The organism is Enterobacter sp. CPE_E863 (assembly GCF_046521465.1).
GTDB classification, from domain to species: domain Bacteria; phylum Pseudomonadota; class Gammaproteobacteria; order Enterobacterales; family Enterobacteriaceae; genus Enterobacter; species Enterobacter adelaidei.
Map to the genome: position 1 here is coordinate 1,690,512 of NZ_JBKFZX010000001.1, position 12,319 is coordinate 1,702,830.

Here is a 12,319-nt window from a genome sequence, read left to right on the forward strand (position 1 = left end):
AAATATTCACTTTTTATGCACTAACAGTGAATAACTTCATATTGTAACTTATTGATATTCTGTTGGCCCAACCCGTTTATGCATTTTTATCGCTGGCTGGCACGAAGGCTGCAATCTACATTCACAGTGCAAACACTCAATTATTTAACATTAAAATAACTTTTTATTTACCGGATGAGGTCGCTATGTCTCTGTCAATTACGCGTGAAAATTTCGATGAATGGATGATGCCAGTATACGCTCCGGCGGCTTTTATTCCGGTTCGTGGGGAAGGCTCACGCCTGTGGGACCAGCAGGGTAAAGAGTATATCGACTTTGCAGGTGGGATTGCGGTGAACGCGCTGGGCCATGCTCATCCGGCACTGCGTCAGGCACTGAATGACCAGGCGGCGAAGTTCTGGCATACCGGCAACGGGTTTACCAACGAGCCCGCTCTGCGTCTGGCGAAAAAACTGATCGACGCAACATTTGCCGAAAAAGTCTTTTTCTGTAACTCGGGGGCAGAAGCGAACGAAGCGGCGCTGAAGCTGGCGCGCAAATATGCACACGACAAGTTTGGCACGCACAAAAGCGGTATTGTCGCGTTTAAGAACGCCTTCCACGGTCGCACGCTCTTTACCGTCAGCGCGGGCGGTCAGCCTTCTTATTCGCAGGATTTTGCACCGCTGCCACCCGATATTCGTCACGGTATCTATAACGATCTCCAGTCAGCCAGCGAGCTGATCAACGACACCACCTGCGCGGTAATTGTTGAGCCGATGCAGGGCGAGGGCGGCGTGCTTCCGGCGCAAAAGGCGTTCCTGCAGGGGCTGCGCGAACTGTGCGATCGTCATAATGCGGTACTGATTTTTGATGAAGTGCAAACGGGGGTGGGCCGTACCGGTGAACTGTATGCCTACATGCACTACGGTGTGACGCCGGACGTCCTTTCGACTGCCAAAGCGCTGGGCGGCGGCTTCCCGATTGGGGCAATGCTGACCACCGATAAATTCGCCAGCGTGATGACCGTGGGGACCCATGGCACCACCTATGGCGGCAACCCGCTGGCAACCGCCGTTGCCGGACAGGTTCTCGACATCATTAACACCCCTGAGGTGTTGAAAGGCGTTAAGCAGCGTCACGACTGGTTTGTTGAACGCCTGAATGCCATCAACAGTAAGACCGGCCTGTTCAAAGAAATTCGCGGTCTGGGGCTGTTAATCGGCTGCGAGCTCACCGCCGAGTTTGCCGGAAAAGCTAAACTTATTTCACAGGAAGCGGCAAAAGTGGGCGTAATGGTGCTGATTGCCGGTGCCAACGTGGTGCGTTTTGCTCCTGCGCTGATTGTCAGCCAGGAAGAGGTGCAAACTGGTTTAGATCGCTTTGCGCTGGCCTGCGAACATGTGAAATCCGGGGTGTCATCATGATGGTCATCCGTCCCGTTGAGCGCGGCGATCTCGCCGGGCTCATGCAGCTTGCCGGTAAGACGGGAGGTGGGTTGACCTCACTTCCCGCCGATGAAAAAACACTGTCGGCGCGCATTGAGCGCGCCCTGCACACCTGGCAGGGGACGTTGCCAAAAAGCGAACAGGGTTATGTGTTCGTTCTTGAAGATACCGACACCGGTACTGTAGCCGGGATTTGCGCCATCGAGGTGGCTGTTGGGTTAAACGACCCGTGGTACAACTATCGCGTCGGCACGATGGTTCATGCTTCGAAAGAGCTGAACGTCTATAACGCGCTGCCGACGCTGTTTCTTTGTAATGACCACACGGGTGCCAGCGAGCTCTGCACGCTGTTCCTCGACCCGGCGTGGCGTAAAGAGGGCAACGGTTACCTGCTCTCCAAATCACGCTTTATGTTTATGGCCGCCTTCCGCGACCGCTTTAACGAAAAGGTGGTCGCCGAGATGCGCGGCGTGATCGACGACACCGGCTACTCACCGTTCTGGGAGAGCCTGGGCGAGCGCTTCTTCTCGATGGAGTTCAGCCGGGCGGACTATCTCTGCGGTACCGGTCAGAAAGCGTTTATTGCCGAACTGATGCCGAAGCATCCTATCTATACCCATTTCTTAACCCCGGAAGCGCAGGCGGTGATTGGCGAAGTGCATCCGCAAACCGCGCCCGCCCGCGCGGTGCTGGAGAAAGAGGGCTTCCGCTACCGTAACTATGTCGACATCTTTGACGGCGGGCCAACGCTTGAGTGCGATATCGACCGCGTGCGTGCGATTCGTAAAAGCCGGCTGGTTGAGGTCGCTGAAGGTCAGCCTGCGCCGGGTGACTGGCCGGCATGTCTGGTGTCGAATGAGAATTACACCAACTTCCGTGCCATGCTGGTGCGTACCAACCCGAAATGTGAACGTCTGGTGCTGACGGCTGCAGAACTGGATGCCCTGAAATGTAACGCCGGCGATACGGTTCGCCTGGTGCGTCTCTGCCCTGAGGAGAAAACAGCATGACATTATGGATTAACGGTGACTGGGTCACGGGCGAAGGCGAACAGCGCGTAAAGACCAATCCGGTAGGAAAAGAGGTGCTCTGGAAAGGGAATGACGCCAGCGCCGCGCAGGTTGAACAAGCCTGTCATGCCGCGCGCCGCGCGTTTCCGGCTTGGGCAAAACAGCCTTTCGCCGTGCGTCAGGCCATTGTTGAAAAGTTTGCCGGTTTGCTGGAGGCGAACAAAGCCGAACTGACGCGCATCATCGCCTCTGAGACCAGTAAACCGCGCTGGGAAGCAACAACCGAAGTGACGGCGATGATCAACAAAATTGCCATTTCGGTGAAGGCTTACCACACCCGTACCGGTGAACAGCACACCGAGATGCCTGACGGCGCGGCCACGCTGCGCCACCGTCCGCACGGCGTGCTGGCGGTGTTTGGTCCGTACAACTTCCCGGGGCATCTGCCGAATGGTCACATTGTGCCCGCGCTGCTGGCGGGCAATACCGTGATTTTCAAACCGAGCGAGTTAACGCCATTAACCGGCGAGGCGGTGGTGAAACTCTGGGAACAGGCTGGCCTGCCGCCTGGCGTGCTGAATCTGGTACAGGGTGGGCGTGAAACCGGTCAGGCGCTGAGTGCGTTGAGCGATATTGACGGTCTGTTGTTTACCGGCAGCGCCGGAACGGGCTATCAGTTGCATCGCCAGCTGGCGGGGCAGCCGGAAAAAATTCTGGCGCTGGAGATGGGCGGTAACAATCCACTGATCGTGGAAGATCCTGACGATATTGACGCTGCCGTGCATCTGACCATTCAGTCCGCCTTTATTACCGCCGGACAGCGCTGTACCTGTTCCCGTCGCTTACTGGTAAAACGTGGTGCGCAGGGGGATGCCTTCCTGAAACGGCTGGTTGAAGTGAGCGCGCGTCTGGTACCTGCAACGTGGGATGCCGACCCGCAGCCGTTTTTGGGCGGTCTGATTTCCGAGCAGGCGGCGTTGAATGTGCTGAAGGCCTGGCAGGATCACGTCGCGCGCGGCGCGAAAACGCTGCTCGAACCGAAGCAGGTTCAGCCGGGTGCCTCGCTGCTTACGCCGGGCATCGTTGAGATGAGCGGGGCGAGCAACGTGCCGGACGAAGAGGTCTTTGGTCCGCTGCTGTGCGTCTGGCGTTACGACGATTTTGATGAGGCGATTGCAATGGCCAATAACACCCGTTACGGCCTGTCGAGCGGGCTGATTTCGCCGCATCGCGAGAAGTTTGATCGGCTGCTGCTGGAAGCGCGCGCCGGGATTGTGAACTGGAATAAACCGCTGACCGGTGCAGCGAGCACCGCGCCGTTCGGCGGCGTGGGGGCATCGGGCAACCATCGCGCCAGCGCGTGGTACGCCGCGGATTACTGCGCGTGGCCGATGGCAAGCCTGGAAACCCCGGCGCTGACGCTGCCGGAAACGCTCAATCCGGGTCTGGACTTTACCGGAGGGGATAGTCATGAAAGCGCGTGAAGTCAACTTTGACGGGCTGGTGGGGCTGACGCACCACTATGCGGGTCTCTCTTTTGGTAATGAAGCCTCGACGAAGCATCGTTTTCAGGTCTCCAACCCGAAACTGGCGGCGAAACAGGGGCTGCTAAAAATGAAAGCGCTGGCGGATGCCGGTTTCCCGCAGGCGGTTATTCCGCCGCAAGAGCGCCCAAACGTGGCAGTGTTGCGTCAACTTGGCTTCACCGGCAGCGATGAGCAGGTGGTTGAAAAAGCGGGTACACAGACACCGCATCTGCTCTCTGCGGCAAGCTCTGCCTCATCAATGTGGGTGGCCAACGCGGCAACCGTCGCACCGTCAGCCGATACGCTGGATGGAAAAGTCCATTTGACGGTGGCGAACCTGAACAACAAATTCCACCGCGCCACCGAAGCGGAAACCACCGAGCGCGTGTTGCGCGCCATTTTCAGTCATGACGACCATTTTGCGGTGCATCAGGCTCTGCCACAGGTGGCGATGTTTGGCGACGAAGGGGCTGCCAACCATAACCGGCTGGGAGGTGATTATGGCGACCCTGGTGTGCAGTTGTTTATTTACGGGCGTGAGGAGGGCGGTCATTCCGAACCCGTCCGCTATCCGGCCCGTCAGACGCTGGCGGCGAGTCAGGCCGTTGCCCGCCTGAATCAGGTCAATCCTTCCCAGGTGATTTTTGCCCAGCAGAATCCACAGGTGATTGACCAGGGCGTGTTCCACAACGACGTGATTGCCGTCTCCAACCGCCAGGTACTGTTCTGCCATGAGCAGGCGTTTGCCCATCAGGAGAAGCTGCTCGCTACGTTACATGAACGCGTGCCGGGTTTTATGCCGATTCAGGTGCCGACGCAGGCGGTCAGCGTGCAGGATGCAGTGGAAACCTATCTCTTCAACAGCCAGCTGTTGAGCCGTGACGATGGCAGCATGATGCTGGTGCTGCCGCAAGAGTCCCGGGATCATAAAGGGGTGTGGCGTTATCTGTCAGACCTGGTTAAGGCCGATAACCCAATTGACGAACTGCGCGTCTTTGACCTGCGTGAAAGTATGGCCAACGGCGGTGGTCCAGCCTGTCTGCGCCTGCGCGTGGTACTGACGCACAATGAAATGCAGGCCGTTAACCCGGCAGTGATGATGAACGAAACGCTGTTTAACACCCTGAACGACTGGGTGGATCGTTACTATCGTGACCGATTAACGCAGGCCGACCTGGTCGACCCTCAACTGCTGCGCGAAGGTCGTGAGGCGCTGGACGCGTTGACATCCATCCTGCAGCTGGGGTCGGTTTATCCGTTCCAGCGCTAAAGGAGTGAGTATGGAAAATCTACTGGCGCTGACCCTGGCTGATAAAACACCTGAACGGAGTGAGGGGGAGGGGCCCTCATTCCACTGGCGCTGGTTGGGGCGCGGAGTGCTTGAGCTGACGCCGACCGCAAAAAGCGATCTGTCGCTGCTGCTTTCAACGGGGATTCATGGGAATGAAACGGCACCCGTTGAGATTGTCGATCTGCTGTTGCGCGCGTTGTATCGTGGAGATATCACCCTTAAGTGTCGTGTGCTGGTAGTGCTCGGCAACCCGCCTGCGCTGGCACAAAACAAACGGTATCTGGTGAGCGATATTAACCGCATGTTCGGTGGGCGCTGGTCGCAGTTTCCACAGAGTGACGAAACGGTGCGGGCAGAGTGGCTGGAGAACGTCGTGAGCGCGTTTTTTGCGGCTGCGGGGCCTGCGCGCTGGCATCTGGATCTGCATACGGCGATCCGGGCGTCTTATCATGTTCGCTTTGGCGTTCTGCCGCAGCGTCATCAGCCGTGGGATGAAGCGTTCCTGAGCTGGCTGGGCGATGCCGGGCTGGAGGCGCTGGTCTTTCATCAGTCACCGGGGGGAACGTTTACTCACTTTACCTGCGAACGTTTCGCTGCGCTGTCGTGTACTCTGGAGCTGGGAAAAGCACTCCCGTTCGGCCAGAACGATCTGACTCGCTTTGCACCTACGCATCTCGCTCTTCGGGCGCTGCTGGGAGGAACGGTTCCTGAGCACGCGCATCAGCCCGTTGAACGGTATCGGGTCGTGCAGCAGATCACTCGCCGCAGCGATGCCTTCCTGCTTCATATGGCTGCACATACGCTCAACTTTACCCCGTTCCGTAAAGGCGTCCTGTTGGCCGAAGATGGTGAGGATCGTTATGAAGTACAGAAGACAACCGAATATGTGTTGTTTCCTAACCCGTCGGTGGCGTTTGGTTTGCGAGCCGGATTGATGCTGGAAAAAATCTCCTGAGTATTTCCCCTCTCGTCCTCTGAGGGGGGAAGCAAAAACCTTTTCTTAACGATTAAAGCGTTCGCACTTCTTTTGCAGAATATTCCTGGTGAATTGCTTTATTATTAATCTTCACTTCGCTATACTCATGCTTAATTTCTTTAAAATCATCGTGTTGTTTATTTTTTGTTGCAACTCTCCACGCTTTATCCTTATTTCCTCCACATTTGGCGAAAATTTGTTTTTTACACTTTCATTGTTTTACCGTTGCTCTGACTAATTGACGATAAAGCCCGTAAAGTTAATCTCGTCAACACGGCATAGCGCCGAAGAATAACTGAAAGAAAGGAAATAAATTATGCGTAAACTTACTGCACTGTTTGTTGCTTCTACCCTTGCTCTGGGCGCTACCAGCATGGCGTTCGCCGCAGATACGACCACCACCGCTGCCGCGCCAACTGAAGGCAAAATGATGATGCATCATAAAGGCAAGCCGGGTATGCACAACGAGATGATGATGTTTAAAGATCTGAATCTGACGGATGCGCAGAAGCAGCAGATCCGCGATATCAGGAAAGGCGAACGCGACCAGATGAAACGTCCTCCGCTTGAAGAGCGTCGCGCAATGCATGACATCATCGCCAGCGATAGTTTCGATAAGGCGAAAGCTGAAGCGCAGATCGACAAAATGGCTGAGCAGCACAAAGCCCGCATGCTGGCTCACATGGAAACCCAGAATAAGATCTACAACATTCTGACTCCGGAACAGAAAAAACAATTTAATGCGAATTTTGAGAAGCGTCTGACAGAACGTCCGGCGATGGAAGGTAAAATGCCAGCACCAACCGAATAATCGGTTCAACATCTTAAGACCGCCGGGATCCTGTCCACAAAAGCGCTATCGCTGTGGACAGGACCGGCGGTTTTTCTTTCCTTCCCTCTTGTCTGCCACCGCGAGCGCGGTATGCTCCTGTAGTCGCTTCAGAGAATGTTCGTAGAGTCATGGCGTTAGAATTTTTATTAACGTTCAGTTAATGCCTGCCCGCTCTGCTGCCGATACTGTGTCTGTGAAACCCTAACGATAACAAACAAGACAGCAACGATAGCAATATCCTTGCCTTGGCACAGGTTGTGCCATTCAGGAGTGGTGATGGAGTTCTTTGATATCCGTAAGATGCCGGTCAGTCTCTGGCGCAATGGTGCTGGCGAAACGCGAGAGATTTGTTGTTTTCCTCCCGCGACGCGGGATTTTTACTGGCGTGCCAGTATTGCGACTATTGCCAGTAACGGTGAATTCTCCTCTTTTCCCGGTGTTGATCGGGTCATAACGTTACTGGAGGGAGGAGAGGTGACGCTGGATGCCGGTCAGGCATTCTGTCATACCCTGAAACAGCATCAGCCTTACAGCTTTTCTGGCGATCTACCGGTAAAAGCACTGCTGGCGGATGGAAGGATGGCAATGGATTTCAACATCATGACCCGGCGCGATTGCTGCAAGGCAAAAGTACGCGTTGCCGATCGTACCTTTACCACCTTTGGTTCCCGGGGCGGCGTGGTGTTCGTGTTAGGTGGCGCGTGGCAGTTGGGGGATAAATTGTTGACCGCCGATCAGGGGGCATTCTGGGAAGAGGGCACCCACACTCTCCGTCTGCTGGAGTCTGAAGGCACCTTATTGTTCAGTGAAATTAACTGGCTGGCGGGTCACTCAGCACAATGATCTCATATTTGCCGGTTAATACCGGCTTACAGAGTATTTTGTAGCCGTCATGATCGAATCCGGCGGGTGTGCGTAGCAAGGTTGCCGCGTCGTTTACATTGTCAACGGCGCCCAGCCAAAGCCAGTTATTGATGATGTGATACTGGGTCATCGCTTCACCCACTTCCTTTAGGGCAACGGCATTTTCCCACGGCCAGCAGGCGACACTGATGGCCGCCAGCCCGTTGAGAAGCCGGGCATGATGTTCCTCAACACTTTCTTTCCCACAACAAGCACCTGCGCAGCGCTTCAGAGCGGATCGGAAACAGGCGCGCCCACGGGTGGTTGCCTCCAGACCCAACAGGCTGTAACAAAGCTGTAAATCATCCGCCAGCGTTTGCAGGGCCTGGAGTGCCGCACGTTTATTCGCGAATAACCCATACAGATTTGGGGCATGTGAAAAATCGACTTCACGTGCGTAGACAATCTGCGGTTTGCCCGCGGTTATCTGCAGGGAGCAAAGCTGACGATTGCGGCGCAAGCGCTTATTGAACAGCGGTTGTTGCTCTTTGATAAGTCGGGCTTCAAGCAACAGCGCGCCCATTTCTCCTGCGGTCTGAACCCAGGTAATGCGTCGTGACTGGCGCAGCATGGCGGCCTCGTCCGGCGTACGGAGATGGGATAATACCCGGCTGCGAATATTGACGCTTTTACCGATATAGAGTGGCAGGGTGTTACTCTCACCGTGAAAGATGTACACGCCAGGCTGTTTAGGCAGCGCCTCCAGCCATGGGCGAAGGTGCTCGGGATATTCGTAGATAGCCGCCGCTTCAAACTCAAGACGCGGGGCGGATTGACGCCTGCTCACATACCACTCCCTATACTGTTCAGGTATACAGTGTAGCAGGAGTGTGGTGGTTAAAAAAGAGCCGGGTGGCGGCTGCGCCTTACCCGGCCTAGATTATGCGGGTTACCGTTTTGCTCTATTTCTTCCAGAAGTCGTCAAACACCGTGATAGGCGTGTGGCGCTTGTGCTCGGTTTTCAGATACCAGCCTTCGATGATTTTCGCGGTACCTTCATCCAGTTTTTTACCTTCCAGATAATCATCAATATTGTCATAGGTGACGCCAAGCGCCGCTTCATCTGGCAGGGAAGGGCGATCGTCTTCAAGATCCGCTGTCGGCGCTTTCTTGTAAAGATGCTCAGGGCAACCCAGCGTGGCCAGCAGTTGCTTACCCTGACGCTTGTTCAGACGGAAAATGGGGTTGATGTCGGTGCCGCCGTCGCCATATTTGGTGAAGAAACCGGTGATCGCTTCTGCTGCATGGTCGGTTCCAACAACTACACCTTTGGTCATCCCGGCGATGCTGTACTGCGCTTTCATGCGCTCACGGGCTTTCTCGTTCCCACGGACAAAATCACTCAATTCTATGCCGGCTTCGCGGAGCGCCTGCTCGCTTGCCAGGACCGAACCTTTAATATTGACGGTCAGTACGCGGTCAGGCTGAATGAACGAAATGGCATCCTGGCAATCCTGCTCGTCGGCCTGCACGCCATACGGAAGACGCACGGCGATAAACTGCAGTGTCTCATCACCGGTCGCTTCGCGAAGCTCTGAAATGGCCATCTGGCAGAGTTTACCGGTCAGCGTCGAGTCCTGGCCCCCGCTGATGCCCAGCACCAGGGATTTCAGGAAAGGGTTCGTTTTTAAATAAGATTTTAAAAAATCCACGCTGCGGCGGATCTCTTCATGTGCATCTACCGCAGGCTTCGCGCCCAGCGCCTGAATAATCTCTTGTTGCAGAGCCATCATGCCCTCCATATGCAGAACATAAACCGAATGTATTTACTGCTAAAACTAACCCTTTGGGCGAGAAACGACAAGGATCACAGTTTTGAGTGCGCTAATTTGCGGCGATTTAGCAGGTTATCATTGTTTTATTAGAATTTTCCGAAATTCGTCTGGCGTAATTCACAAAGTTGAACAATCGTACTTTTTATTCCATGCTTAGATAACACGCTGATAAACAAGAGGACGGAATATGAACAAGAACGTAGCAGGAATTCTTAGCGCAGCGGCAGTACTGACTATGCTGGCAGGGTGTACAGCTTACGATCGCACCAAAGATCAGTTCACACAGCCAGTGGTTAAAGATGTCAAAAAAGGCATGACCCGTTCGCAGGTGGCTGCGATTGCCGGTAAACCTTCTTCTGAAGTGACCATGATCCATGCGAAAGGAACCTGCCAGACCTATATCCTGGGTCAACGTGATGGTAAGGCAGAGACCTACTTTGTCGCCCTGGATGATACCGGCCATGTTATTAACTCCGGCTATCAGACCTGTGCTGAATACGACACCGATCCGCAGGCACCTAAGGCGTAGTAACCCTGCGTATCTGAGGATGTTAACAAACCGACCAGTGGGTCGGTTTTTTTATGCATACAAAAATCTTATTTCTTTGCGCGAATTATTTGCTCGAAATGTGAAGGGAGTCAACAAGCCAGGTCAATGAGAGACAATTTGAGTCTGTTCAGAATTATCCCCTGTCTGTACCATTGCGTATACTCACTCCAACGACAAACAACAATACACAAGCTACCTGTCTGCCGGGACAGCGAGTCGAGTGATAGCAAGATGGCAGGTAGTCATACAAGAGGGAAATTATGATGGAAAAGAAACATATTTACCTGTTCTGCTCAGCGGGCATGTCAACCTCGCTTCTGGTGTCAAAGATGCGTGCGCAGGCTGAAAAGTATGAAGTCCCTGTGGTGATTGAAGCGTTTCCTGAGACGCTGGCGGGCGAAAAAGGCCAGAAAGCCGACGTCGTTTTACTGGGACCGCAAATCGCCTATATGTTACCCGAAATTCAACGACTGTTACCGAATAAACCGGTCGAGGTGATCGACTCAGGGCTGTACGGCAAGATTGATGGTTTAGGTGTATTGAAAGCTGCTGTTGCAGCCATTAAAAAAGCTGCTAATTAATTTTTATTTTTCCCGTCAAAGAGTTATTTCACACACAATACGCCGTAACTTGTGTTGCGGCATTTAAGGGTATTTTCCTATGAGTAAAGTCATCGCTTCACTTGAAAAGGTACTCCTTCCTTTTGCTGTTAAAATAGGAAAGCAGCCTCACGTTAATGCCATCAAAAACGGTTTTATTAAATTAATGCCGTTGACGCTGGCCGGGGCAATGTTCGTTTTAATTAACAACGTTTTTCTGAGCTTTGGTGAAGGTTCCTTCTTTTATTCATTAGGAATTCGGTTAGACGCTTCGACTATTGAAACCCTTAACGGTTTTAAAGCCATCGGCGGCAACGTCTATAACGGGACGTTAGGTATTATGTCGCTGATGGCGCCTTTCTTTATAGGGATGGCGCTGGCAGAAGAGCGGAAAGTGGATCCACTGGCCGCTGGTTTATTATCCGTTGCCGCATTTATGACCGTGACGCCTTACAGTGTCGGTGAAGCGTATGCAGTAGGCGCCAACTGGCTGGGCGGAGCTAACATCATCTCCGGTATTGTTATCGGGCTGGTGGTGGCGGAGATGTTCACCTTTATTATTCGTCGAAACTGGGTTATCCGTTTGCCAGATAGCGTTCCAGCTTCGGTTTCTCGTTCATTTTCCGCGTTGATTCCAGGCTTCATTATTCTTTCCATCATGGGGATTATCGCCTGGGCGCTTTCTCACTGGGGCACTAACTTCCATCAGATCATCATGGACTCTATCTCTACGCCGCTGGCGTCAATGGGTGGAGTGGTCGGTTGGGCGTATGTGATTTTCACTTCTCTGCTGTGGTTCTTTGGCGTGCATGGTTCACTGGCACTGGCAGCGCTGGACAGCGGGATTATGACCCCATGGGCACTGGAAAACGTAGCACTTTACCAGCAGTACGGCTCTGTTGACGCGGCGCTGGCAGCGGGTAAAACCTTCCATGTGTGGGCGAAGCCGATGCTTGACTCCTATATCTTCCTGGGCGGTACCGGGGCGACCTTGGGTCTGATCATCGCGGTCTTTATTGTCTCTCGTCGTGCTGACTATCGTCAGGTGGCGAAACTGGCGCTGCCTTCAGGTATCTTCCAGATTAACGAACCGATCCTGTTTGGTCTGCCAATTATCATGAACCCGGTGATGTTCATCCCGTTCATTCTGATTCAGCCGCTGCTGGCAGCCATTACCCTGACGGCCTATTACATGGGGATCATTCCACCAATCACCAACATTGCACCATGGACAATGCCGGCGGGTCTGGGCGCGTTCTTCAACACCAACGGCAGCGTGGCGGCCTTCCTGCTGGCGATATTCAACCTCGGGATTGCAACACTGCTTTACATGCCATTCGTGGCGATTGCGAACAAAGCAGCAACCATCATTGATGAAGAAGAGAGCGAAGAGGATATTGCCCTCTCACTGAAATTCTAAGATTGACCGG

General features: G+C 53.9%; 12 protein-coding genes. 10 read left to right on the forward strand and 2 right to left on the reverse strand.

Annotation, left to right across the window (positions count from 1 at the left end):
- The first annotated feature begins 185 nt into the window (after positions 1 to 185).
- The 7 genes from ACLHV8_RS08305 (at position 186) to ves (ending at position 7,905) form a co-directional block, all read left to right on the forward strand.
- Positions 186 to 1,406: an aspartate aminotransferase family protein gene (locus ACLHV8_RS08305; protein WP_049007831.1), complete on the forward strand. Its 1,221-nt coding sequence runs from the start codon at positions 186 to 188 to the stop codon at positions 1,404 to 1,406.
- Positions 1,403 to 2,437 carry an arginine N-succinyltransferase gene (gene astA / locus ACLHV8_RS08310; RefSeq protein ID WP_208593870.1) on the forward strand — a complete coding sequence of 345 codons (1,035 nt, stop codon included), beginning with the start codon at positions 1,403 to 1,405 and terminating at the stop codon, positions 2,435 to 2,437. The genes ACLHV8_RS08305 and astA overlap by 4 nt, the downstream gene beginning before the upstream one ends.
- Positions 2,434 to 3,921 (forward strand): succinylglutamate-semialdehyde dehydrogenase, encoded by a 1,488-nt coding sequence (gene astD / locus ACLHV8_RS08315; protein WP_208593871.1) that lies wholly within the window; start codon positions 2,434 to 2,436, stop codon positions 3,919 to 3,921. Before astA ends, astD begins: the two co-directional genes overlap by 4 nt.
- On the forward strand, positions 3,908 to 5,233 hold the full coding sequence (gene astB / locus ACLHV8_RS08320) for an N-succinylarginine dihydrolase (RefSeq protein ID WP_049007829.1): 1,326 nt from the start codon (positions 3,908 to 3,910) through the stop codon (positions 5,231 to 5,233). The genes astD and astB overlap by 14 nt, the downstream gene beginning before the upstream one ends.
- Before the next feature lie 10 nt (positions 5,234 to 5,243).
- On the forward strand, positions 5,244 to 6,209 hold the full coding sequence (gene astE, locus ACLHV8_RS08325; RefSeq protein ID WP_208593872.1) for a succinylglutamate desuccinylase: 966 nt from the start codon (positions 5,244 to 5,246) through the stop codon (positions 6,207 to 6,209).
- A 337-nt stretch (positions 6,210 to 6,546) separates the two neighbouring features.
- Positions 6,547 to 7,041 carry an ATP-independent periplasmic protein-refolding chaperone Spy gene (gene spy / locus ACLHV8_RS08330; RefSeq protein WP_028017206.1) on the forward strand — a complete coding sequence of 165 codons (495 nt, stop codon included), beginning with the start codon at positions 6,547 to 6,549 and terminating at the stop codon, positions 7,039 to 7,041.
- Positions 7,042 to 7,338: 297 nt separating this feature from the next.
- Positions 7,339 to 7,905 (forward strand): environmental stress-induced protein Ves, encoded by a 567-nt coding sequence (ves, locus tag ACLHV8_RS08335; protein WP_208593873.1) that lies wholly within the window; start codon positions 7,339 to 7,341, stop codon positions 7,903 to 7,905.
- On the opposite strand, the gene cho is transcribed toward ves, so the two are convergent.
- Entirely contained in the window at positions 7,874 to 8,752 is an 879-nt protein-coding gene (gene cho, locus ACLHV8_RS08340; protein WP_032666814.1) for an excinuclease Cho, read from the reverse strand. The two genes, ves and cho, sit on opposite strands and share 32 nt — an antisense overlap.
- A gap of 115 nt (positions 8,753 to 8,867) precedes the next feature.
- Positions 8,868 to 9,695: an ammonia-dependent NAD(+) synthetase gene (gene nadE, locus ACLHV8_RS08345; protein ID WP_410376859.1), complete on the reverse strand. Its 828-nt coding sequence runs from the start codon at positions 9,693 to 9,695 to the stop codon at positions 8,868 to 8,870.
- Positions 9,696 to 9,927: 232 nt separating this feature from the next.
- On the opposite strand from nadE, the gene osmE reads away from it, so the two are divergent.
- The 3 genes from osmE to chbC all read left to right on the forward strand — a co-directional run bounded on the left by osmE (position 9,928) and on the right by chbC (position 12,309).
- Positions 9,928 to 10,269, forward strand: a complete 342-nt coding sequence (gene osmE / locus ACLHV8_RS08350) for an osmotically-inducible lipoprotein OsmE (protein ID WP_008500677.1) — start codon at positions 9,928 to 9,930, stop codon at positions 10,267 to 10,269.
- Positions 10,270 to 10,553: 284 nt separating this feature from the next.
- Entirely contained in the window at positions 10,554 to 10,871 is a 318-nt protein-coding gene (gene chbB / locus ACLHV8_RS08355) for a PTS N,N'-diacetylchitobiose transporter subunit IIB (protein ID WP_014883474.1), read from the forward strand.
- Positions 10,872 to 10,950: 79 nt separating this feature from the next.
- Positions 10,951 to 12,309: a PTS N,N'-diacetylchitobiose transporter subunit IIC gene (chbC, locus tag ACLHV8_RS08360; RefSeq protein ID WP_028017210.1), complete on the forward strand. Its 1,359-nt coding sequence runs from the start codon at positions 10,951 to 10,953 to the stop codon at positions 12,307 to 12,309.
- The last annotated feature ends 10 nt before the right edge of the window (positions 12,310 to 12,319 follow it).